Origin of the sequence: Pseudomonas azotoformans, from assembly GCF_001579805.1 — a bacterium.
GTDB classification, from domain to species: Bacteria; Pseudomonadota; Gammaproteobacteria; order Pseudomonadales; family Pseudomonadaceae; genus Aquipseudomonas; species Aquipseudomonas azotoformans_A.
The window spans coordinates 4,993,160-5,015,839 of record NZ_CP014546.1 but is presented as its reverse complement, the minus strand read 5'-3'; the positions used below and the strand labels follow the sequence as shown (position 1 = coordinate 5,015,839).

Annotated in this window: 28 protein-coding genes; 8 read left to right on the top strand and 20 right to left on the bottom strand. The window is 59.6% G+C overall.

The features are described 5' to 3' along the window. Positions 1–51 precede the first annotated feature (51 nt). The 3 genes from AYR47_RS22925 (at position 52) to AYR47_RS22915 (ending at position 1,581) form a co-directional block, all read left to right on the top strand. Positions 52–747, top strand: a complete 696-nt coding sequence (locus AYR47_RS22925; RefSeq protein ID WP_061437010.1) for an AzlC family ABC transporter permease — start codon at positions 52–54, stop codon at positions 745–747. Beyond that, positions 744–1,055 (top strand): AzlD domain-containing protein, encoded by a 312-nt coding sequence (locus AYR47_RS22920; protein ID WP_016974806.1) that lies wholly within the window; start codon positions 744–746, stop codon positions 1,053–1,055. Before AYR47_RS22925 ends, AYR47_RS22920 begins: the two co-directional genes overlap by 4 nt. Before the next feature lie 172 nt (positions 1,056–1,227). Then, positions 1,228–1,581 (top strand): hypothetical protein, encoded by a 354-nt coding sequence (locus AYR47_RS22915; RefSeq protein ID WP_061437008.1) that lies wholly within the window; start codon positions 1,228–1,230, stop codon positions 1,579–1,581. A 146-nt stretch (positions 1,582–1,727) separates the two neighbouring features. Here the strand turns inward: AYR47_RS22915 and AYR47_RS22910 are convergent, their stop codons facing one another. The 8 genes from AYR47_RS22910 to AYR47_RS22875 all read right to left on the bottom strand — a co-directional run bounded on the left by AYR47_RS22910 (position 1,728) and on the right by AYR47_RS22875 (position 10,052). Continuing rightward, complete coding sequence (locus tag AYR47_RS22910) at positions 1,728–2,432, bottom strand: YoaK family protein (protein WP_033902957.1); 705 nt, start codon at positions 2,430–2,432, stop codon at positions 1,728–1,730. Between the two features lie 69 nt (positions 2,433–2,501). Beyond that, positions 2,502–4,124: an ATP-binding cassette domain-containing protein gene (locus AYR47_RS22905; RefSeq protein ID WP_061437007.1), complete on the bottom strand. Its 1,623-nt coding sequence runs from the start codon at positions 4,122–4,124 to the stop codon at positions 2,502–2,504. A gap of 124 nt (positions 4,125–4,248) precedes the next feature. Next, the gene (locus AYR47_RS22900) at positions 4,249–5,286 is read right to left on the bottom strand and encodes a DNA topoisomerase IB (protein WP_061437005.1); all 1,038 of its coding nucleotides are present in this window, start codon (positions 5,284–5,286) and stop codon (positions 4,249–4,251) included. A 78-nt stretch (positions 5,287–5,364) separates the two neighbouring features. Then, positions 5,365–6,444, bottom strand: a complete 1,080-nt coding sequence (gene modC / locus AYR47_RS22895) for a molybdenum ABC transporter ATP-binding protein (RefSeq protein WP_033903039.1) — start codon at positions 6,442–6,444, stop codon at positions 5,365–5,367. Between the two features lie 5 nt (positions 6,445–6,449). After that, positions 6,450–7,130, bottom strand: coding sequence for a molybdate ABC transporter permease subunit (gene modB, locus AYR47_RS22890; protein WP_033902954.1), 681 nt, complete (start codon positions 7,128–7,130; stop codon positions 6,450–6,452). Continuing rightward, positions 7,131–7,889 carry a molybdate ABC transporter substrate-binding protein gene (gene modA / locus AYR47_RS22885; protein ID WP_016974799.1) on the bottom strand — a complete coding sequence of 253 codons (759 nt, stop codon included), beginning with the start codon at positions 7,887–7,889 and terminating at the stop codon, positions 7,131–7,133. A gap of 113 nt (positions 7,890–8,002) precedes the next feature. Continuing rightward, complete coding sequence (locus AYR47_RS22880; protein WP_061437003.1) at positions 8,003–9,064, bottom strand: NAD(P)H-dependent flavin oxidoreductase; 1,062 nt, start codon at positions 9,062–9,064, stop codon at positions 8,003–8,005. 109 nt (positions 9,065–9,173) lie between these two features. Next, a complete protein-coding gene (locus AYR47_RS22875) occupies positions 9,174–10,052 on the bottom strand; it encodes an alpha/beta fold hydrolase (protein ID WP_208603912.1) in 879 nt (292 codons plus the stop codon). A 173-nt stretch (positions 10,053–10,225) separates the two neighbouring features. Between AYR47_RS22875 and AYR47_RS22870 the strand changes: the two genes are divergently transcribed. Further along, positions 10,226–10,804: a CGNR zinc finger domain-containing protein gene (locus AYR47_RS22870; protein WP_033902951.1), complete on the top strand. Its 579-nt coding sequence runs from the start codon at positions 10,226–10,228 to the stop codon at positions 10,802–10,804. Here the strand turns inward: AYR47_RS22870 and ada are convergent. The 4 genes from ada to AYR47_RS22855 form a co-directional block, all read right to left on the bottom strand. Further along, complete coding sequence (gene ada, locus AYR47_RS22865; RefSeq protein ID WP_061437000.1) at positions 10,801–11,847, bottom strand: bifunctional DNA-binding transcriptional regulator/O6-methylguanine-DNA methyltransferase Ada; 1,047 nt, start codon at positions 11,845–11,847, stop codon at positions 10,801–10,803. The two genes, AYR47_RS22870 and ada, sit on opposite strands and share 4 nt — an antisense overlap. 75 nt (positions 11,848–11,922) lie before the next feature. Further along, positions 11,923–12,588 (bottom strand): DNA oxidative demethylase AlkB, encoded by a 666-nt coding sequence (gene alkB, locus AYR47_RS22860; protein ID WP_061436998.1) that lies wholly within the window; start codon positions 12,586–12,588, stop codon positions 11,923–11,925. Positions 12,589–12,592: 4 nt separating this feature from the next. Beyond that, positions 12,593–12,760, bottom strand: coding sequence for a hypothetical protein (locus tag AYR47_RS32730; protein WP_016974793.1), 168 nt, complete (start codon positions 12,758–12,760; stop codon positions 12,593–12,595). 25 nt (positions 12,761–12,785) lie between these two features. Then, positions 12,786–13,088 carry a DUF1883 domain-containing protein gene (locus tag AYR47_RS22855; protein WP_003191319.1) on the bottom strand — a complete coding sequence of 101 codons (303 nt, stop codon included), beginning with the start codon at positions 13,086–13,088 and terminating at the stop codon, positions 12,786–12,788. Positions 13,089–13,302: 214 nt separating this feature from the next. On the opposite strand from AYR47_RS22855, the gene AYR47_RS22850 reads away from it, so the two are divergent. The 4 genes from AYR47_RS22850 (at position 13,303) to AYR47_RS22835 (ending at position 15,697) form a co-directional block, all read left to right on the top strand. After that, entirely contained in the window at positions 13,303–13,656 is a 354-nt protein-coding gene (locus AYR47_RS22850) for a hypothetical protein (RefSeq protein ID WP_033902948.1), read from the top strand. Between the two features lie 175 nt (positions 13,657–13,831). After that, positions 13,832–14,479, top strand: coding sequence for a c-type cytochrome (locus tag AYR47_RS22845; protein WP_033902947.1), 648 nt, complete (start codon positions 13,832–13,834; stop codon positions 14,477–14,479). After that, a complete protein-coding gene (locus AYR47_RS22840) occupies positions 14,476–15,390 on the top strand; it encodes a c-type cytochrome (RefSeq protein ID WP_061436996.1) in 915 nt (304 codons plus the stop codon). Before AYR47_RS22845 ends, AYR47_RS22840 begins: the two co-directional genes overlap by 4 nt. A gap of 76 nt (positions 15,391–15,466) precedes the next feature. Continuing rightward, positions 15,467–15,697, top strand: coding sequence for a hypothetical protein (locus tag AYR47_RS22835; protein ID WP_038850956.1), 231 nt, complete (start codon positions 15,467–15,469; stop codon positions 15,695–15,697). A gap of 9 nt (positions 15,698–15,706) precedes the next feature. Here the strand turns inward: AYR47_RS22835 and AYR47_RS22830 are convergent, their stop codons facing one another. The 8 genes from AYR47_RS22830 to AYR47_RS22795 all read right to left on the bottom strand — a co-directional run bounded on the left by AYR47_RS22830 (position 15,707) and on the right by AYR47_RS22795 (position 22,680). Beyond that, a complete protein-coding gene (locus AYR47_RS22830; RefSeq protein WP_033902944.1) occupies positions 15,707–15,988 on the bottom strand; it encodes a hypothetical protein in 282 nt (93 codons plus the stop codon). A 145-nt stretch (positions 15,989–16,133) separates the two neighbouring features. Then, a complete protein-coding gene (locus AYR47_RS22825) occupies positions 16,134–17,105 on the bottom strand; it encodes a fimbrial protein (RefSeq protein ID WP_033902943.1) in 972 nt (323 codons plus the stop codon). Positions 17,106–17,169: 64 nt separating this feature from the next. After that, positions 17,170–17,718, bottom strand: a complete 549-nt coding sequence (locus tag AYR47_RS22820) for a fimbrial protein (protein WP_033902942.1) — start codon at positions 17,716–17,718, stop codon at positions 17,170–17,172. Between the two features lie 11 nt (positions 17,719–17,729). Next, entirely contained in the window at positions 17,730–18,209 is a 480-nt protein-coding gene (locus tag AYR47_RS22815) for a fimbrial protein (protein WP_033902941.1), read from the bottom strand. Between the two features lie 13 nt (positions 18,210–18,222). Then, a complete protein-coding gene (locus AYR47_RS22810) occupies positions 18,223–18,717 on the bottom strand; it encodes a fimbrial protein (protein ID WP_061436994.1) in 495 nt (164 codons plus the stop codon). Positions 18,718–18,727: 10 nt separating this feature from the next. Then, positions 18,728–19,300 carry a fimbrial protein gene (locus AYR47_RS22805; protein ID WP_033902939.1) on the bottom strand — a complete coding sequence of 191 codons (573 nt, stop codon included), beginning with the start codon at positions 19,298–19,300 and terminating at the stop codon, positions 18,728–18,730. Positions 19,301–19,321: 21 nt separating this feature from the next. After that, positions 19,322–20,080, bottom strand: a complete 759-nt coding sequence (locus AYR47_RS22800; RefSeq protein ID WP_033902938.1) for a fimbria/pilus periplasmic chaperone — start codon at positions 20,078–20,080, stop codon at positions 19,322–19,324. Further along, a complete protein-coding gene (locus AYR47_RS22795; protein ID WP_082781527.1) occupies positions 20,077–22,680 on the bottom strand; it encodes an outer membrane usher protein in 2,604 nt (867 codons plus the stop codon). Before AYR47_RS22795 ends, AYR47_RS22800 begins: the two co-directional genes overlap by 4 nt.

Sequence of the window (22,680 nt, the reverse complement as noted above, 5' to 3'; positions counted from 1 at the left end):
CTCGTTGTTGCGCTGGCATGCTTGTCGACTGTCTGTCGATGAGCCGTTTCCATGCCTACTGCCTTACCTCATTACGCCTTTGCTCGCGGCGCCATTGCCGTTATTCCCTTGTCCCTGGCCTGCGCGCCTTGGGGCCTGCTGGCCGGTTCCATGGCCATCGATGCGCAATTCAGCCCGTTGGAAGCCCAGGGCTTATCCGCCATCGTGTTTGCCGGTGCGGCGCAACTGGTTGCCATTGGGATGGTCAAGACTGGCGCCAGCCTGATTTCCATCGTGCTGACCACCTTGCTGCTGACCTCCCAGCATCTGCTGTATGGCATGCACCTGCGGCCAATCCTTTCTCCCCTCAAGACCCGCTGGCGTATCAGCCTGGGCTTTCTGTTGACCGACGAATTCTTCGCACTGGTCAACCACTACGACCGCGAGACCTTTAACCGTTGGTATGCGCTAGGCGTCGGGCTGACGTTCTACATCGCCTGGAACCTGTTCACCCTGGCGGGCATTGTGCTCGGCAAAAGCATTCCCGGCCTTGATCAACTGGGGCTGGAGTTTTCCATTGCCGCCACCTTCATCGCGTTGATCACGCCGGTGGTGCGGGATATTCCCACGGTGGTCTGCGTGGCGGTCTCACTGCTGTTTTCGGTGTGGTTGAGCTTCCTGCACTGGGAATCGGCGGTGGTGGTGTCCGGCCTGTTGGGCATGAGCGCGGGTTACGCCTGCAAGCGATTGGGAGTAGGGCAGCCATGATCTTCCTGATGATTGTGATAATGGGCCTGGCGGTTTTTCTCAACCGTTACCTGTTTATCGAGCCGCGCCTGCCGGTGCGCCTCAACCGTGGCGCGCGGGAGTTTCTTGGGTTTGCCGTGCCCGGCATGCTCACGGCGATTTGCGGGCCGATCATTTTCCTGGCGGACCATCATCTGAATCTCAGTCCGGCCAACCCCTACCTGTTGGCGGGTATCAGCGCAGTGGCGTTGATGTTCTGGACGAGAAATGTGCTGGTCACGGTGTTGCTGAGCATGGCGTTGTTCTATCTGTTCCGCTGGTTGCTCTAAAACCCAGGCGAAAAAAAGCCCGCGGGAGAGCGGGCCGAAGGGAGACTTCTAAAAATGAGCGTCGCCACTATAGGCGGCGCCTGCTCTCTTTACAGTGAAACAAAGTTCATACAGCCGTCAGTAGAGACTGTGGCAATGGTACAGTCGCGTTTTTTTCCAACGGAGCAATGGCATGCACAAGGTGGTAATTGGCGCACTGGTATTGGCGGCCCTGGCCGGTTGCGCGGGTTCGAAGATGAAAGAAGCGCGCGCAGGCACGCCCTACAAGACCCTGGCTTCGGATAAGGCCACCCTGGTTGTTGCCGAATGCGTGCAGTTCGGCTGGCAGGACGAAAGCGTGTTCGGCGTTGATGCCGGTGGCTTCAAGGAGCCGATCGCGGCGGGCGGCTACACCGTCTACACCACCGCTGGCGATTACTTCGTCGACGTGCAAAGCGCGGGTGCCGGCTCCTCCATCAAGTACTACGCCGCAGAAGACAATATGCCCGCCAAGCGTCGTTTGGCTGCACTCGCGACCTGCCTGTAATCCATTGCCTTAGTCGATTTAGGAAATGCCTGGCACGACAGCCGCCCGGCATTAGCTTATGATTCACCCGCTCGCCCGACATGATGGCTCTTTACCAGTACACGGACGTCGAGGCCTAAACGTCGGGCGAGCATCCCTCCTTTTCTTCAACGCGGCATGTAACCCAGGTGCCAGCGACGGGGAATCTTCAGTGACAGCAACCCCAACAAACCCGCCAACACGCCGCTGACCATCAGCGCCTTCAAGCCCATCTGCTGCTCCAGCAATGCGCCAATCACCGCGCCCACGAACATGCCGGTCCATGGGATCAACTGCACGCGCCAGCCCGTGCGTCGTTCTCCGAGCAACCAGCGTCCCAGCCCACGACCAAAGCGTGACAGCGCGCCAGTGACGTAGGTCAGCCCTACGGGGAGTCCGTTGACCTCTTCCACAGCCGCATTCAGCATGCCCATCGCAATGATTGCCGCCAGCAGCGCGAGCAGTGTGTCAGCGAAAGGCAGCCATGCCGCACCGCACAACAACGCCGCAATACACAGCAGCAAAGGCAGGGCATGACGACGGCTGAGTCGACTGACCAGCACACCCAGTGCGTTACCGACCACAAATGTTGCTACTAGCAACAACAGCCGCCCGGTCAGCCCAAGATCACCCGCGCTGATCGCCACCGCCAGGCGCGTGGTGTTGCCGCTCATGAATGAAACGAAGTCGCCGCTCGCCATGAAGCCGATGGCATCGGTCATCCCCGCCAGAACTGAAAGACTGGCCACCAGCATCAGCCCGACCCGGCCACGCCAACGCTGTCGGTGGGCGAGTGCAGCATTGGCGTAAGGCTTGCGAGGCGATGGCAGCATAGGGTCGGGTTCCTCGATGAGATTATCCGGCCACTACCGTAGGACGCTTTACGCGTCGGTGCAATGACCTCAGACAGGCTCCAGCGACCAACCTGTGTCGTGCCAATCCAGGAAATGGGTGGGCTTGATCGATTGGAGGAACGTCGCGTCATGGGACACCACCACCATCGCCCCATTGAAACCTTGCAGCGCTTGCTCGAAAGCCATCACCGACTCCAGGTCCAAATGGTTGGTCGGTTCGTCCAGTAACAGCAGTTGCGCCGGTACTTCGCGCCACAAGGCAATCGCCATCGCGGCTTTCAAGCGTTCGCCGCCGCTGAGTTGCCCGGTGGGTTGGGTGACGCGCAAGGCATCCAGTTGCAGCAACGCCAGGCGCGTGCGCAGTTCGGCTTCGGCCAGGGGTGTATCGAGCAGGTTGAGCTGTTCAACGATGGAGCGTTGATCGTCCAGCAACGCAAGGTGTTGATCGATGTAGGCGCAGGGCAGAGGCAGGTTGCATTCACCCGCGACGACCTGCCATTGACCGGCCAGTACCTTCAGCAACGTGGACTTGCCGCAGCCGTTGGGCCCACGTACGGCGACGCGCACCGGACCTGCAAGATGCACATTCAGACAGGTCGACGGCAGCCACGGTAACTGTGCGTCCACCAACGACAGCACCTGTCGCCCGTTGGGCACCGCTGAGGCGGGCAATGCCAACAAGGTCGGCGTTTCATCTTCGACCCGTTCATAAGCCTGGCGCACCTGGGCATCCAGTTCGTGTTTATGTTGCCAATGCGCGCTACGCACGGTGCTGACGATCTCGGTGGCGGCACCTTTCCAGCGCGCCTTGGTGAAGCGGTCGACGTTGGCGGTTTCTGCATGCTTGCGTGAGCGCGCGGCATTGCGTTGCAGGCTGTCGTGGTCTTTTTGCAGCCGCCGCCGTTCGCGACTGCGCTCCAGGCGTGCATGGTCGAGCGCGGCGCTGGCGGCCTGTTGTTCGGCATCACGCTGCAGCCGATAGGCATCGTAGTTGCCGCCATAGACGTTTACGCCGAGGGGCGACAGTTCAATGATGCGCGCCATGGCGTTGAGCAATTGCCGATCATGGCTGACCACCACCAGGCCATCCCGCCAAGCGTCGAGCACACGCAGCAGCCAGGCGCGACCATCGCTGTCGAGGTGGTTGGTGGGCTCATCGAGCACCAGCAACGGCGGCGCGGCCAGCAGCGCACCGATGATCGCGACTCTGGCCAACTGGCCGCCGCTGAGTTGGTCGGCAGGGGTATCAAAGGACAGCTGCGCCAGCCCCGCGCCATCCAGGGCGCTGCGCAAACGCTCGGCCAGGTCCCAACGGTCGTCGATCAACTCCAGATCTTCGATCCGTGCGGCGCCTCGAACCATGCGTTCAAGGGCGGCCAATATCACTGCGGTCCCGGTGAGATCGGCGACCGTCTCCCCTGGCGCAACCGTGATGCTCTGCGCCACGTAGATCACACGGCCAGGGCCATTCAGCGATCCGGAGGAGGGTGGCAGCAGCCCCGCGATCAACCGGGCGAGAATGCTTTTGCCGCGACCATTGCGCCCCACAATGCCGGTGGGTGTGTGATCGATGGACAGGGTCAGGTCATCCAGCAAGGTCTCGCCATTGGCGAACTGGAAACTCAAGTGTTGCAGGGAAACAAGGACGGGCAGCCGGTTGACGTCAGTCATCAGCACCTCCAAAAAAATGTCGGACAGGCCAACAAGCGCGCCAGGCGGCTCGTTGCAGATACATTTTGGAAGGCTTAGTGGTTCACGTCGGCGGTCGTCCTGCGGATCAGAAGGGAGGCAAAGCCTAACCCGTCTTGGCTTTTTTCGGCAAGTGCGCCGCCAGTTGCTCAAGAAACATCGCCAAGGCCACTTCTTCGGCCTTGAGCCCTTTGCGGATGCGCGGCTTGGGCAGCTTGGAGAGTTCGCCGAGGCTGAAATGCTCCAGCACGGCAGGGTGGATGTAGCACTTGCGGCACACCGCTGGGGTGTTGCCAAGCTGTTTGGCGACATCCTTGACCATCGACACAACATGCCTTTTGGCATCGGACTCAGGCTGCCACTCCAACTCCCGCAACACGGCCAGCGCCATGGCAGTGCCGGCCCAGGTGCGGTAGTCCTTGGCGGTGAAATCGGCGCCGGTGAGGCTGTGCAGATAGTCATTCACGTCGTGGGAGCTGACGGTGTGCCGCTCGCCGTCTTCATCGAGGTACTGGAACAGGTTCTGGCCCGGCAATTCCAGGCAGCGTTTGACCACGGTTGCCAGTCGCCGGTCTTTAACGCTGATTTGGTGCTCGACGCCGCTCTTGCCGCGAAACTGGAACTTGATTTCGCTGCCTTTGACATCCACATGGCGGGTGCGCAGGGTGGTCAATCCATAGGACTTGTTGTCGCGGGCGTACTGGGTATTACCGACGCGGATCAGCGTAGCGTCGAGCAGCGTCACCACGGTGGCCAGCACCTTTTCGCGGGTAAATCCGGGTTCGGCGATTTGCGCTTCGAGCTGTTTGCGCAATTTCGGCAGTGCACTGCCAAATTCCTGCAGCCGCGAGTACTTGTCGGTGTCCCGCACTTCGCGCCAGCGCGGGTGATAACGGTATTGCTTGCGTCCACGGGCGTCGCGGCCGGTGGCCTGCAGGTGGCCGCGCGGGTCGGCGCAGATCCACACGTCAGTGTAAGCCGGCGGGACGGCGAGGGCGTTCAGGCGCTTGATCTCGTCGGCGTCGTGGATGCGCTCACCCTTGGGGTCGAAATACTGGAACTTGCCCCGCAGCGTCTTGCGGCGGATGCCGGGCTGGGTGTCGTCAACGTAATGCAGGTCGCGGGGTAGCGCAGAGTCGGACATGAGGCGGGTTCCTTGGCAACAAATCAGGCCGGTATGTCTGATGGACCGCAGCGGTGTGCGGTCGTGCCAAAAGGTTGCTTACGCCAACACCGCGACGGCCTTGATTTGCGCCCAGAGACTCTGGCCGGGGTGCAGTTGCAGTTGGTCGCGGGAGAACCGCGTGATGCGCGCCAGCAACGGCGTCCCACCCGCGTCCAGTCGCACCAGCACGTGGGCGTTATTGTCCGCCGAAATCTCCTGGGTAACCGTCACCGGCAAGCGGTTGAGGATGCTGCTGTGCTCCTCCGCTTGCAGGCTGAGGCTCACATCCCGCGCTTGCACCTTGATACGCAACGCTTTGCCCACGGCCAGCGGTGCATGGGCCACACGCATGTGCAAGGCGCTGGCAGGCAGTTGCAGGGTGAGCAACTGATAGTGGTCGTCGTAGGCGCTGACCGCGCCGTTGATCACCACCCCTGCATCGTCACCCAGCGCCAGGGGCAGGTCGAGCCGCGCCAGGGTTTCGCCGATGGGGCCGCTGGCCAGGGCCTTGCCGTCGCTGAGCAAGACGATGTGGTCGGCCAGGCGCGCTACTTCATCCTGGGCATGGCTGACGTACAGCACCGGGATATCCAGTTCATCGTGCAGGCGTTCGAGGTACGGCAGGATCTCGCTTTTGCGCTGGCTGTCGAGGGCTGCCAGGGGTTCGTCCATCAACAACAGACTGGGGCTGGTGAGCAAGGCGCGGGCGATGCCGATGCGCTGGCGCTCACCGCCGGAAAGGTGCTGGGGATGGCGATCGAGCAGGTGGCCGATGCCCAGCAACTCGGTGGCATGGGCCATATCCACACGGCGCTGCTGACGAGGAATGCGCTTGAGGCCGAACTCCAGGTTGGCCCGCACCGACAGATGAGGGAACAGGCTGGCCTCCTGAAACACGTAGCCCAGCGCGCGTTTATGGGGCGGTACGAACAACCTGTTGCGACTGTCTTGCCAGACTTCATCATTGATCTGGATAAAACCGTCTTCGGCGCGCTCCAGCCCGGCGATGCAACGCAGGCACGTGGTCTTGCCGGAACCGGAATGCCCATACAGCGCCGTCACACCGCGACCGGGCAAGTGCAAGTCCACATCCAGGGCAAAGCCCGAGTACTCAAGTTTCAGGCGTACATCAATCATCGACATCAACTCCAGCCCATCTTGGTTTTACGGCTGGAATACAGCGCCAGCAACACCAGGAACGCGAACACCACCATCGAGCCGGCCAGCCAGTGGGCCTGAGCATATTCCATGGCTTCCACGTGGTCGTAGATTTGCACGGACACCACCCGGGTCTTGTCCGGGATGTTGCCGCCGATCATCAGCACCACGCCGAATTCTCCGACGGTGTGCGCAAAACCCAGGATGGAGGCGGTGATAAACCCTGGCCGCGCCAGGGGCAAAATCACTGTGAAGAATGTGTCCCAAGGATTGGCCCGCAAGGTCGCGGCCACTTCCAGCGGGCGTGTGCCGATGGCGGAGAAGGCGTTTTGCAACGGCTGCACCACAAACGGCATGGAATAGATCACCGAGCCAATGACCAGCCCGGCGAAGCTGAAGGTGAGGGTGCCCAGGCCCAGCCATTGGGTGAACTGGCCGAAGTAGCCATTAGGGCCCATGGTCAACAGCAGGTAGAAACCGATCACCGTCGGTGGCAACACCAACGGCAACGCGACGATGGCGCCAATGGGGCCGCGCCACCAGGAGCGGGTGCGCGACAACCACAGGGCAATCGGAGTGCCGATGACCAGCAGGATCACGGTAGTCAGTGACGCCAGTTTGATGGTCAACCAGATAGCGGAAAAATCGGCACTCGATAACGGCATTTACTTGGCCAGCTCGTAACCATAGGACTTGATGACAGCAGCAGCTTTAGGCCCCTTGAGGTAGTCAACCAGTGCCTTGGCAGCAGCACTGTCCTTGCCCTTGTTGAGGATCACTGCGTCTTGTTTGATCGGGTCGTGCATGGCTGCTGGAACGATCCACGCTGAACCGCTGGTGACTTTGCCGTCTTTGTAGATCTGCGACAAGGCCACAAAGCCCAGCTCGGCGTTGCCGGTGGACACGAACTGGTAGGCCTGGGTGATGTTCTGGCCTTCGACGATCTTGTCTTTGACCTTCTCGGTCAGCCCTTCCTTGGCCAGTACTTGGGTAGCGGCGAGGCCGTATGGCGCGGCTTTCGGGTTGGCAATCGACAGGTGCTTGAACTCGTTTTTCTTCAGCACTTCACCTTTGGCGTCGACGTAACCTTCCTTGGCCGACCACAGCGCCAGGGTGCCGACGGCGTAGGTGAAGCGCGAGCCTTTGACGGTGTCGCCTTCGGTTTCGAGCTTTTGCGGGGTGGTGTCGTCGGCGCTCAGGAACACTTCGAACGGCGCGCCATTCTTGATCTGGGTGTAGAACTGGCCGGTGGCACCGTAGGCTGCGACCAGTTTGTGGCCGGTGTCTTTTTCGAAATCGGCGGCAATCGCCTGGATCGGTGCGGTGAAGTTGGCGGCGACGGCCACCTGGACTTCATCGGCGTGGGCCGAACCGAAGGCGAGGGCAGCGACCAGGATGGCCAGGCGTGAGGCGTGAATCGTCATGAAGCAGCTCCTTTGAGGGTGTACGGCTTGTTATAGGTAGAAGGCTTAACCGCTATGTATGGGAATATATAGCGGTTGGCCATTGCCGGTACAGTGCAAAGTTGCCACAGGTTCTATGGGTTGAGTTTGGCCAGCGCCTGCTGCGCCAGTTCACGCGTCAACTCATAGGTGGTGGTGTCTTTGCCCAGGCGCAGTGCCTGGCCAGACCACAGGTTACTGAAACCTGCTTCATCCTTGGCTTTGAGCGGTATCAACGCGCCGCCGGAGGTGGGGAAGGCCGGAGCTGCTGGGTTGATTGCGCCCAACTCACGCATCACACGGTTGACGATGCCCCGTGCCGGGCGACCGGTGAACAGGTTGGTCAGTGCGGTTTCGCTGGCCTGGGCATGGCGCAGTGCGTGGTGGTGCGAAGGGGTGACATTGGCTTCAGGTGTAAACAGGTAAGCCGTACCGATTTGCACCGCCGAGGCGCCCAGGGCAAAGGCCGCGACAATTCCGCGTGCGTCACCGATTCCCCCGGCGGCAATCACCGGCACGCTCACGGCGTCAACCACTTGCGGCAGCAGGGCGAACAGGCCTATCTGGGTATTGAGGTCATCGCTGAGAAACAAGCCACGATGGCCGCCCGCTTCACTGCCCATGGCGATGATTGCGTCGCAGCCGTGCTGCTCCAGCCAGATCGCTTCTTCCACCGTGGTGGCCGAGGACAACACCTTCGCGCCTGTGGCTTTTACCCGATCCAGCAGGGCTTTTTCCGGCAGGCCGAAGTGAAAACTGACGACTTCGGGACAGAATTCCTCGATGACTTGGCAAGCCGCTTCGTTAAACGGTTCGCGGTTGGACACAGGCGTCGGCGCTTCAAAATCGGCACCCAATTCGCGGTAGTAGGGTTCCAGCAAGTCCTTCCAGCGCCGATCACGCGCAGCGTCGGGGGCTGGCGGTTGGTGGCAGAAGAAGTTGACGTTGATCGGGCGCGGGCTGGCCTCACGGATGGCGGCCAGGGCTTCGCGCAATTGCGCGAGGCTCAGTGCAGCCGCCGGCAATGAGCCCAGCGCCCCGGCTTTACTGGCCTCGATGACCATGGCCGTGGTCGTACCCACGGCCATGGGCGCCTGGATGATGGGCAGTTCGATCCCCAGCAGGTCGATAATGCGGGTGTCTGGCCAGGTGCTCATGGGATGTCTCTCCAGCGTTAGTGAGGCTTTACGCTGTTTTAACAGGGCCCATGTGCCCCGGCCACTCTGTTTTATTCACTGGACGAACGGCACGTTTCGTGGTGTGCCATCAGTTGATGGCGTCGCCCAGTACCGCGTGAATCCGTTCGGCGATGTGGGCCGCATGGGTTTCCAGGGCGAAGTGGCCGGTGTCGAGCAGTTCCACCACCGCGTTCGGGTTGTCGGTCTGGTAGGCGTGAGCCCCTGGTGGGATGAAGAACGGATCGTTCTGGCCCCAGATCACCAGCGTCGGCACCTGTTTGGCCCTGAAGAAGGCCTGGAACGCCGGGTACAGCGTCAGGTTGTTGCGATAGTCGAGGAACAGGTCCAACTGGATCTCGTCATTGCCGGGGCGCTGCATGAGCAGTACGTCGAGCATGTAGGACTCCGGCGCAACCAGTTCGGGCTGATGGACACCGTGCAGGTATTGGTAGCGCGTGCCTTCAAGGCTGATGACCGCATTGCGGATCACCTCGCGGTTGGCCTGGCTTGGTTCGGCCCAATAGGCGCGAATCGGTGCCCAGGCATCCCCCAGGCCTTCCAGGTAGGCGTTACCGTTTTGCGAGACAAGTGCGGTGACCCGTTCAGGGTGTGCCACTGCCAGGCGCAGACCTACGGGTGCGCCGTAGTCGAAGACGTACAACGCGTACCGCGTCAATTCCAGCGCGTCGACAAAATGCCCGACGGTGATCGCCAGGTTATCGAAGCTGTAGTGGTAGTCGCGCTCGGCTGGTACCTCGGTAAAACCGAATCCCGGCAAATCCGGAGCGATTACCCGAAAGCGCGTAGCGAGCAACGGGATCAGGTCACGGTACATATGCGAAGAACTGGGGAAGCCATGCAGCAGCAACATGACCGGCGCCGAGGGGTCGCCGGCTTCGCGGTAGAACATGCTTACGCCGTCGGCATCGACATGGCGGTAGTGAACGACGGAGGTTGGAGTGGTCATGATGAAGGTGCCTTTGTAACTTGATTGGATGGATATACGGGTTACCGTTTTCAAAATCTGCGCTCAAATAAGTAACCTGTCAAACTATTTATAGAGGTTTCAATTTTGTCGTGTGTAACTATCCGTGTGCTTAGATAGCGGTTACTATGTCGACGCTTATAAGAGGAATGACCATGACTATCCCTGCCCCCCTTGAGCCTTATGTCCTCGCCGATGACCCGGTGCTGGACATGCTCAACACGCGCGCCAATGTGGACGCGCAACCCCACGACTTCTGGCAGTCCGATGCCGATGTCGAGCGTTGGCTGGTGCGCCTGGAGTGGGTGAAGGAAGGGCAGGTGCCTGCATTTGAACCGGGCGCATTGCTTCGGGTGGGCCGGGAACTGCGCGAGGTAATCCGTGTATTGCTGGAGTCGCGCAAGGAGGGAACGCGGGGCGATCCCGCCGCGCTGAATGGCTTTTTGCGCAAGGCCGTCAGCCATCCGCAGTTGGCTTGGCCGGCGTCGGGGGAGTTACGCGTTGAGCGTCAGCGCAAGCAGCAGACCCCGGAGCAATTTCTCTCGATGATTGCAGAAGCCGCAGCGCGTTTGCTGGTAGACGGGGATTTCAACCTGATCCGCACCTGCGAACATCCCGAATGCGTGTTGTGGTTCTACGACCGCACCAAGGCGCATAAACGCCGTTGGTGCAGCATGGCGCTGTGTGGCAACCGACACAAAGTTGCTGAGTTTCGCAAGCGCAAGTTGGGTTAAGCCTTGCTCTCACGCTCCAGCAACTGCTGCTTACGTTCTACACCCCAGCGGTAGCCCGACAGGTCGCCATTACTGCGCACCACCCGGTGGCAAGGAATGGCGACCGCGAGGCTGTTCGCGCCACAGGCTTGAGCCACCGCGCGGAACGACTTCGGCGCACCGATTCGCGCGGCTATTTGCGCGTAGCTGGCCGTGCTTCCCGCTGGAATATCGCGCAAGGCTTGCCACACCCGCTCCTGAAATGCGGTGCCGCGCAAGTCCAACGGCAGGTCCAGGCCGAGCGCAGGCGCTTCGATAAAGCCCACGACCTGCGCGACCAACTGCTCGAAGCGCTGGTCGGCGCCTACCAGTTCCGCCTTGGGAAATTGATCCTGAAGATCGCGTACCAGCTTGTCAGGGTCGTCCCCCAGCAGAATCGCGCACACGCCACGCGCACTTTGTGCCACCAGAATCGCCCCCAGCGAGCACTGCCCGACGGCAAACAGGATCGCCGAGTTAGTCCCTCCGGCTTTGTAGTCGCTGGGTTTCATGCCAAGCAGCTGGTCAGCCGACTCATAAAAGCGGCTGTTGGAGTTGAAGCCTGCGTCATACAAGGCATCGGTCACCGAGTGCGAGCCTTTGAGCCCATCGCGTACCTTGCGCGAACGGTGCGCAGTGGCATAGCCCTTGGGGGTCAGGCCGGTGACGGCTTTGAACACACGATGAAAATGAAACGGGCTCAGGTTGGCTTGCGTGGCCAGCACATGCAGGCTGGGCGCAGTGTCCGCCTGTTCGATATGCCGGCACGCGTCCGCCACCAGTTGCGCATGGTGCGCAACCAACTGGGTCTGGTCTGCGCTTACGCGTTTGCTGGCGCGATACCCGGCGGCCTCGGCCTGCGCGGGGGTGTCGAAGAACTCGATGTTTTCAGGGCGTGGCAAGCGTGAAACGCTGCTGGCGCGGCAGTACACACCGGTGGTTTTTACACCATAGACGAACAACGTATCGGCCTTGGGGTCTCGGGCGAGGATGGCCGCCCAGCGGGGGTCTTGTTCGTTGGTCATGCTCGGTACTCTTGACGGATTCCATTCAGACTAATCGCGCCATGCACACCTGGCACTCTGAAGCTTGCGGTCAAATCAGCCGGCGGCGCGAAACGTGAGGTTGATGCGTTGCGGGCCCATGACCGGATGTACGCCTTCCTTGATCGGCATCACCCCGTGGAAGCGCAAGCGGTCCACGCCGCCCCACACCACCACGTCGCCGTGGAACAGCGAGACTTTGCGGGTTTTGTCACTGCGCTCATGTCCGCCAAACAGGAAAATCGCCGGCAAGCCGAGTGACACGGATACAACCGGCTCGCTATAGCGACGTTCGTTTTTGTCCTGGTGCAGCGACATCTTGGCGCCAGGCACATAGCGGTTGATCAGGCAGGCGTCGGGGGCAAAGTCGGGAAAGCCGGCCTCTGCCGCCGCCTGCACCGCCAATTGACGCAAAACGTCTGGCATCTGCGGCCATGGCTGTTGGCTGCGCGGGTCGAGCGGCGAGTAGCGGTAGCCGGAGGTGTCGGTGGTCCAGCCCAGGTCGCCGCAACTGCTCAATGCCGCCGACATGGTAAAGCCGCCGGGTGTGACCATTTGCCGGAACGGTGATTGAGCCAGAACACGCCGTAGTTCTGGCAGAACGTGCTCAATCCAAGGTAGGGCATAGCCCCGTAATACGTAGGACTGCTCGCCAATTTGCTCACGCCCTGGGGGTTGCTGCAGGGCGTCGTCGGCAAACAGGTCAGCGGTGGGGCCGGGCATCGGCTTACAGCGCCTTGCTCACATTGATGTCGGTGATTTCATCACTGGCATCGTGAATTTTCGCCAGGGCTTGTTTGGCTTCTTCTACGCTGTTGGTCTGCAGTTGGGCGAACTCAAAACGGCGTTCGCCGTTGAGCTTGTACTTGATCACGTATTTTGTAGTGGTGTTCACGGCTATTTCCTGTGAAGTGTGCGGATCAGCTCAGCTTGGAGCTGGTGCGACGCACGATGCGGATCTTGTGGGACAACGCGGGTTTGCGGGTCACGCTGATGGCGCGGCGCGTGACGACGTCCAGGGTAATGTTCCAGAACCCGGTGCTCGGTGCGGTGATTTTGGCGGGAAACTTATCGAAGGCACCGCCGTGATAGGTATGACGGCCGCCATTCTTGAAACTACGAAAATTCGCGTCGCTCATCAGACGAATATTACAAGTCTGCGAGCATTCGATGACGACAATGTCGCCCTCGTTGAGGTGCTCACGCTGGTGGATGAATTTCATGGGTGGGGGCTCCAGAAGGGCTTTTTCTGAAAAATCAGAACGATACGTAGGTTAAGATGGAGTTTATCAGCCCCAGCGCGTTTATTATCGGCCCGTCTTCAATGACGTCGACAATTTAAAACAGTTATTTACCGAGTTATCAGGGATAAATCCTACGTGGGCGGGAGAAAATTACCATCCCCGCTGTCGTAGGGTCTTTATCGGAGGTTTGTGTATGAAGTGGAGTGTGTTGGTTCTGGCCCTGGCGATTGGTGGGTGTGCTTCGGTTGCAGATATCAAGCAGACCCCTCCGACCCTGGCCGTCATTTCCGGGAAGAAACCCCAGGAATATGCCGCGTGTGTGGTGAAAAAACTCTCTGCGACCCGTCGGCCGTCGCAGATCGAACCGCATAAGGATGGCGGTGTGCAGGTGATTGTGCCGCAGAAGTTTTCCGCCGACCCTTCAGCGATCTTCGAGATCGATGAGCGCTCCAGCGGTAGCAGCATCAAGCTCTACGAGAGCATGTCCAATGTGCCGATCCGTCCGGGTGATGTGAAGAAGGCTGGCGAGGACTGCATTTCCGGCTGATCTGGCCTCTTCAACCCAGCGACTTCCAATCCGATAAAAAAGCCTGGCCGCGTAAGCGTAATGCCGGGCTTTTTTTACGCTGTGTTTTTGGAGTTGTCGCGACGGGGTCATTCCCCTACCATTTGTAGGCTTATGCCGTAAGCGTCTAAGCATATAACTATAAAATGGAGCCGTGATGATGTCTCTGGAACGAGTACTGATGGGCAGTGCGCTGATGCTGTTATTGGGCAATGCCCATGCGCTGGAGGGGAGAAAAATCTTTGCCGAGGGCGGTTCGCAGCCGGGCGCCATGCCCTGTATAGCCTGTCATGGTGCCGATGGCGCGGGGATGGCCGCAGCTGGCTTTCCCCGATTAGCGGGATTGCCCGCGACGTATGTGCGCAAACAGCTGGAAGACTTTAAAAGTGGCAGCCGTACGAATCCGGTGATGCAACCGTTGGCGAATGCGCTCACGGATGCCGAAATAGAGGCGGTCAGCCAGGTGCTGGCGGCAATGCCGGCTCCTGTTCCCCAGGTGGTCTATCGCAGCGAAATGCCGATCAACGCCGCCCAAAAGCTCGCACAACAGGGCGCCTGGGAGCGGCAGATTCCGGCGTGCGCCAGTTGCCACGGCCCAGCAGGGACAGGCGTCGGCGACGCGTTCCCACCCCTGGCCGGCCAACCCGCCGCTTACCTGGAAGCGCAGTTGACGGCTTGGCAAAGCGGCACCCGCCACAATGATCCGAATGACTTGATGGGGCACATCGCCAAGTCCCTTACGGCAGAAGAAGTGCAGGGCGTGGCCCAGTATTTCGCCTCGCTGAAACTGGAGGCCAAGCCATGAACCCGTTGATATTGGCCTTGGGCCTGTTGGGTCCAACCTCGGTCCACGCCGCCACGATCGCCATGGAGGACCAATCGCAGTTGCAACCTGCCAGCCACGCTGCGGCCAGCCCATTCCAGCCTCCTCAAGAAAGCGAACTGCCCGACAACGCCTACGGCAAGCTGGTGAAGGAGGGTTACGCGCTGTTCGTGGATACCAAACGTCTGGCGCCGAACTATGTCGGTAACGGACTCAACTGCAGCAACTGCCACCTGGACCAGGGCCGCCTCGCCAACTCGGCGCCCTTGTGGGCTGCCTACCCGATGTACCCGGCCTATCGGAAGAAAAACGACAAGGTCAACACCTTTGCCGAGCGATTGCAGGGCTGCTTCCAGTTCAGCATGAATGGCGGCACACCTCCAGCCGCAGATAGCCCCGAGATCACCGCGCTCTCGGTTTACGCTTATTGGTTGGCGAGCAAGGCGCCACTGGGTGTTGAATTGCCGGGGCGCGGCTATCCGGACGTTGCGCAACCGGCCAAGGGTTACGACTTGAGGCAGGGCGCCCAGGTTTATGAAGGCCAATGCGCTGTCTGCCATGGCGCCGAAGGGCAGGGCCAGAAGGTCGGTGACCACTATGTGATGCCGCCGTTGTGGGGTAAAGACTCCTACAACTGGGGCGCGGGCATGCACCGCATCAATACGGCGGCGTCCTTCATCAAGCACAACATGCCGCTGGGCAAGGGCGGTAGTTTGAGTGACCAGCAAGCCTGGGACGTGGCCGCCTATGTCAACAGCCATGAACGGCCGCAGGATCCGCGCCTGGTTGACGGTTCCGTGGAGAAAACCCGGCTCAAGTTCCACGCCAATGACGGCGTCAATCTCTACGGCCAAACCGTAGAAGGCGTGTTGATCGGGCAGGGCATCCGTTAAACTGTTACCCGATCAATGCAAAAATGCCGCGCAAACCCTCGGTCTGTGCGGCATTTGTCTTTTTGGGAAGTTATTCATGAAGCGTGAACACGTCAGGGCTCGCCAGGCCGAAGGCCAGATATCAGCGACGCACATCATCCAGAACCCGGCCGACTTGGGCGAGTGGATCGTATTTTTCAAAAAAAGCGGCGGCCGCAGTTTTTTCCTGGTGGACGATCAGGACGAAGTCGAGTCGTTCCAGCGGCTGGATGACCTGGTGGAGACCATCCGGGGCCTGGGTATCAAGTTTGCCGATATTCAGCTGTGAGCATGACGCTCACTTGCACACGACGACCACACTGCGGCTTTTGAAGTTGCCCACGTCCTTGCCCAGGGTCTTGTCACTTTCCTGGAGCGACGGCGTGCCTTCGGTGCCGACGATACGGTAGCCGGTGCCGGCACATGAGGCGTCGGCCTTTTCGTAGCAACTGGCCCAGGAATTGGCCTCGCCGGAACAGTCGATGGTCAGGCCTTGCTCACCGTTTTTCAGGTAGACGTCAGACGTGGTGGTGCACCCGGCGAGCGCCAGGACTGCAGTCAGTGCCAGAAACTTGTTCATAGGGGTTCATCGTCGAGGGTGTGGGAGGGGACGCTGACACGGTCGTGGGGCGTTGGCGCAGAATTATAGCGAAATGCCACACTGTGCGCAGTCACAGAAATACACTTCGCAACTGCGCGCTCTTGCCCTCAGCGGTTTTTCTGTGTCACGGAACTCCCATCACGAGTACGCCGCTCCCAGTCACAGGCCCCGCGGCAGGCAGCGAGCCCGGTCGCTGAACCAGGGAAAACGTCACGTCATCCCCTCCGACACTGTTGGTGATCTGGGTCAGGAACCTGCCGTTCACAGCCACCGCAGACCCCGCCCGGACCATCGCTGTGCCGACATTCGGGTTGGTCATCAGCAGCAGGCGGTTGTCGAACGACGTCGCGTTGCCTTTATAAGTGATGGTGATAGGCGTGGTGATCCCGGCGTTCGGGCATGAGTAGGTGAGCCTGCGGTTGCTCTGGATAGGCGTTGTCAGCGGATCCGTACCGATTTGTCGTTGGTGGACGTTGCCAAAGTTGACCTCAATGGGGTTGTTATTGTTGATCGTGCAGGTTGAGGGAGAGATGGAGAAATTGTTGGCGGCCCTGTATACGAGCGAAAGACCTGCCCTACCTGAGTCATAATTGTTTGTCTGGCTCAGGCGCAACGTGCCAAGGATGTCATTTATGACGACGTTGATCGGGTTCGCCGGATCGTTGCGATTCAGGATGTAAGGCGTCACGTTGACGGCAACACCGATGGCGTTATTGGGCATGGTTGCAATTCGAATGTTGGTCGGTACTGGGGTGTTGTAGTACCCCCCGTTTATTCTTAAACCTGTACCCTGGTTGACAAATTTAGGACCGGGTGTCCAGGCTGGCCCGGCTAGGACCGATGTTGACCAGTAGTCTTCGTAATGGGATGGCCAACCCGGATAAGGCGTGAATCTGCACTCAAGCCTTACGCCTTCCAGAAGGATGCGGCTTGTGTCAGAACCTAATTGGACGGTTACGGGAACCTCTAGGGGCAGCGTGCCGCCAGTGTCCACTTGTTGCCACGGGCCGCCATTGACCCGGCACTGGGCAGCGTTCACATTTGTTGTAATACCCACCAAGGCAAGCAGCACCATGGCGCCATAAAGTCGTTTCATGTTGATCTCTCGTTGCCTCTCTACTGGAATTACTCAGGAGAGATTTGAGTTTTGTCTGGGACTGTTACGGATAGTCCAGCGTAAAAGTCGAGGTCACCGTGTACCGGCCGTGCCCGATGGTCTGATCCCTGATCGCATCCGGCTCGCCCTGCACATAGGCTTTGAGCTCGATGACGTTGCTGCCAGTGCTCAACACCTGTTTGTCGCTGACGGTATTCACGGGGAAAGGCTTGTTGTCCGGTGTCTCTATGCCAAGGCCGATTCCCGTTGCGCCGCTGCCACCGTCCAGTGCGAACAACCCCGGCAGCTTCACGTTTTCCGTGCCACCGAGCAGGATGGTGACCGTGTCACCAATCGTGGTGTCGCAGTTCTCCAGGTGCACCTTGAAGCCCCTTCCCTGGGTGCGCGTATTGAGGTAGAGGTGCTTGCTGGTCACGTCCCAGAGTTCCAGGGTGATTGCGTCGTCGCCTGGGCGGATCGTGCAGGCCTCTTCCACCAGGTTGCCCTTGAAGCGAAGGTTGTCCGCAGCATCCGCATTGGGCGTCAGTCCGAAGCTCAGCAGTAACGCCAGCCAGGCGCATGCCCCTCGTTTATGATCCATTTCATGTCGCATCGACGCGGCTCCTACTCGTATTCAGCCAACAGCGTGGCCACTGCTGAAAACGGTGCGGGGGGCAGGGTTGCGCCCGGTTGTTTGATGGGCACCACTTCCAATCTCGGCGGAGACGAGAGGACGATGTCCATTGGCGTATTGAGTGGAAATGGCACGTTGTTCTGGAAGAGCCGAATCCCCAGCGCCGATACGTTGGTTTGCACCGCCGCGCCATCAAATGCCGTCGGCGTGCCGTTGACACTCAACTTCAGCGCCCAGGGCAGGGTGGCTGCGCCACAGTTGATGGTGTAAGGCACCGCTTTGCGGTACTTCACGCCGTCTACGCGCTTTACGCCCACATCGCCAAAGTCGACTTCAATCGTGTTGCCTGCATCAATGGTGCAAGGCGGTGGTTCATTCAGCGTTCCGCTGAACGTCAGGTTCGCCATCGCGCCACCGCAAAGGCCCAGGGAGCACAAGGCGAGCAACGCTCGCTGCTGCCAACCAGTCATTGATTATTCCTCTTCATTGATAATCGACCACCAGGGTGGCGGCCGCATCAAAGGCCCCTCCGGTCAAGGTGCTGCCCGCGCGTTTGACCGGCACCGCCTGTACCACCGGAAAGTTCGGGTGGGTAAAGTTCACGGGGGTATTGATTGGCCAATCAGCGCCATTCACGAACAGCTTTACCCCCAGGTCCGGTTTGCGGGTCATCAGCACACGATTGTCAAACGCAGCGGCCGTGCCCTTGAGTTCCAGCTTCATCGCGTTGCTGACAGGTGAATTGCAGGTGACGGTGTAAGGCACCCCCCGACGATAATTGATGCCGTCAACCCGTGAGGTCTGAAGGTCATTACCAAATGGCACGTCGAGTGTGGCGCCGCTGTTAATCACGCAGGGCGGTGGTGCGATAATCACCGCACGGATAGTCAGGTTGGTGTCGGCCTTGACACCCTGGCTGACGGCCAAAAACAGGCCGCCACTGATAAGAACGGCCCATGGGCCGGTTGGCTTAGCCATTGTCACGCCCTTACTCATAATTGAGCTTGAAATCCACCACGGCACGAAACGCGCCGCTGGTCAGCGGTGCGGTGGTGCGTGTGGGCTGAACAGTCCAGGTCTGGGTGTTACTGCCCAGTGGCAAAAACAGCGGTTCACCCCGCGATCCCAGCTGTACATCGCGTCCCAGAGCGTCGGCCAGGCGCAGGCCCATTCCTGTTATGCCCTGCACTTTGACGAGCCTTGGGTCATCGGCATCGGCAGGGGCAACAAACATGACCGACAGCACCGGTTGAAAGGCGCTCCACGTCAGGTTGCCCGTGCGTTCGCTGCGGATGGTGCCAGCGGTGCGCTGGCAATCGGCAAACCGCAATTGGAATGCCACAGGCCTTGCTTGATCGCCGGGGCGTTGCAGCTGGCTGGCTGATACGGCGCCAAGGTCGATGGTTTGATGCAGTGAATTCATCTCCAGCGCGCAGGGGATTTCATGCATGCTCCCGGAAATGTTCAGCATCCCGTTCATGCCCTCGACGTCCTCGGCCTGTGCGACCCATGGCGCGGCCAATAACAGTCCGCCTAAGCCCTTCACAATGTGCCACTTCATGGTGTTCTCCAGCGGCTGGTGCTACTGATTTGAGGGGGAGGTTTGTGCATTCACCGTGCAGGTGTTGCCACTGCAGGTGAAGGCCATCAATGGACGTCCGCCGTAATCATTTACGTAAGCCAGATGCGGGGTGGTGCCGAGCGCCTTGGCGGTGACGCCCAGGGTCAACTTGCCTTTTGGTGGGACCATCAGTGGCTCGAAGCCCGACACGGTCTTGCCGTCCTTGGTGCTGCGCGCATCCACCAGCGTCACGTAGTAAGGCGTCGGGTTATTCACCTGGTAACGCTCGCCATCGCGGGTGAGGGTGAGTTTTTCCTGCCAGGGGGTGGACAAGTCCTGTTGGCTGGGCGCAATGGCTTGCGGCCGGTAGAACAGTTTGATCCGGGTCTGCAGCGCAATTTGCAGGGTGTTGGCTTTGTCACTGCGTGGCGGAATTTCTCGCAAATTGAAGTAGTAGACCGTCTCTCGGTCCTGGGGCAACGATTTGGCCGCCGGTAACGCCTGAACCTTTACCTGGCTTTGTTTGCCGGGTTCCACACGTTGGACCGGCGGCAGCACGATCAAGGGGCTGGTGATTTTTTCACCGGCTTCGTCTTCGATCCAGCCCTGAGCCAGATACGGTAACTGGGTGTTGTTATTGGTGATGCTTACGCTGGTGGCATCTTTGCCACCATCAAAAATCACTCGGGTACGATCCAGGCCAATCGCGGCGTTGGAGCTCTGGCTCAAGACCAGGGCCAGCCACGCGCTGGCTTGGGTAAGACGCGTATTCAGCTTCATGAGGATGTTTTCTCCGTATTGGTACGCTTCCCGGTCAACGTTTCTTGCTCGGGCAGGGATTGATCATTGGCTACCATTCGGCAGCCCAGTTGCAGCGCGTCAGTCAAGGCATCAGCGGGTAACACGGCAGGGAGGGTGAGGGTGCATCGCTCTGCACCTCCCCAGCTGACGGTCATCTGAGCGCCAGGCTGGATACCGCTCAGGTAGACGTTGCCGCCATCATTCACAATGCCGGTGTCTTGTTGTTTGAGGTTCTTCACCGTCGCACCGAACGGCGGTGCACTGCCGTCCGGCAGACGCAGCACAGCCATGGCTTTTTCGCCGGCAATCACAGGCAAGGATCGATAGCCGATGGCGCCTTCGGTCAGTGTGAGTTGCGTGACGGATTGGGTGGCTTCGACATTGCTGGGCAAACTTTCCAGGTCGACGCTCGCGGCCATCCGCTGATAGCTGCCAATGTCGGAAATGACTGCTTTGCCAAAGGCGTTACTGCGTGTCGGTGCGCCGTAACCGCGCACCGGAACATCAGCCACGCCGCCGGTGTCGACCATCAGCCGAGTGCCACCCATGCTGTTGGCCCGATGCAGGGCTGCCCCTTGGGGCGTAAGCGTAGCGCCGCCACGCGCAGACACACTCAACGTGCTGTAGCCGTCCCTTTGCTGACTGGCCGCAAGATCGATGTCCGCCTGGTCACCGATATGATTCAGGTAACCACTGACAGATTTGTCACTGGCACTGAGTTGGTAGCCGTTACGTTCATCCAGGCGATCACTGTAGCGCGTTGAAAAACCGTTATCGCCACGGGTTCTATCGGCATCCATCGACAACGTACCGGTCCTCCCCAACGGTAGGCTGACGGTCAATGCAACGCCGTTATCCTTGTAGTTGTAGTCCAGGGTCCGGTGTATGTTCAGGGACAGGCTCATGTTTTTGACCGTCCCAAGATTAAAGTAACGCGATACCGCCAAGTTCCAACGTTGCGTGGCCGCGCGTTCCCAATAAGTCTGTTTGTTGTAACTCAAGTAAACGGTGGTGCCCAAATCGCGGAATTGCTTATTGATCGTCGCGGTATACAAGGCTTTACTGCCACCAATAGGCTTCCAACTTTCTGTGTATTCGTCGTACCTGTAGCGCCCGGCGAGTTCACCGTTCCTGCCGTAATGACGCGCATCGAGGTATTCGCTCATGCTCAAGTAGTTCTGTTCAGAAAACCGATAGCCAGCAAAGGTTATCTGGCTGTCGTACTGCTCGAAGTGCTTCGAATATTGCAGGCGGTAGGATTTGCCCGACAGTGTGTCATTCCAGACATTGGCCTGGGCCTGGGTTGTATCCAGCGAGAGGGCGCCGAATGACAACAAGTCACGACCTACCCCAACCGATAACGCGCGGTAGTTGTTATCGGTAATTGCGCCGCCAAACAGCGACCAACCATTGCTGACGCCCCATGAGAACTCCCCGGTAGTGAAGAAGTCGCCATCCGCGCCATATTGAAGATTGGACGGTCGTCCCGCCGCGACCTTGTAACGGATGTGGCCAGGGCGAGTGAGGTAAGGTACGCCAGCGGTATCGATCTGGGAGGTGTGGACCGAACCATCCTGTTCCTCTACCCGCGCGTCGAGCTTGCCGCTCACCGCGTCATTCAGGTCCTGGATACGAAAAGGTCCCGCGGCCACCAGGGTTTCATACAGTACGCGGCCCTGCTGGCTGATGATGACTCTTGCATTGGTCTTGGCGACGCCGACCACCTCCGGTGCATAACCGCGCAGATTCGGTGGCAGTTGACTCTGATCGGAGTTGAGTGCAGCGCCGGTAAAACGGAAGCTGTCGAACAGGTCCGAATACAGGTAGTTTTCTCCCAGTACCAGACGTGCCTTCAGCGATGGAATGGCGCGATAGGCATAGTAACGACTCCATTCCAGACGCGAACGCCTGGCCGACGCCTCGCGGTCCTGGTCGACCCGGCCCTGCCAATCCGCCCTCAGGCGCCAAGCGCCGGCGTTGGCTCCCAACGTGCCGTTACCGCTGACGTCGTTGCGGGTGCGGTCATTCCTCTGGTGGCTGGTTTGTGCCGTCATGTTGTAGTCGAGCAGCAGCCCAGGGATCCCTTCATCCCAACGTGAAGGCGGATCCCAGTTGATCGCGCTGTACTCAAGGTAAGCGTGCGGCAGGTTGATGTTCAGCGTGCTGGTGGTCAGGTCACCCCTTACCTCCATGCCGGGCAGCGCCCGGATATCCAGGCATTCCCCGCCTTTCCACCAAGTCAACTCAGTGGCGCCGGATTCCTTCAGGCCCAATTGCTCCACGATAGCGGGAGACAAGCAGGCTTCACTGCCTTTGGGATCGTTATCGGGAGGGTAAAATGCGACGGATTGTTCAGGCAGTGGCTGGTTGTTTAGTTGCACCACCATTGAATAAGTGCCGGGCAGAATAAAGCCGCTGCGGGCAAACTGGGACAAGTCAATATTAGTGCGATCACTCAGATCCAGAACGTCAGTATTGAACTCGATATCCCCTGCACCCAATGCAGTGCCCGCCACGGATATCAACCCTCCAAACAGGGTAGGGCAGAGCGAATGTTTGATCTTCGACGCATTCAACAT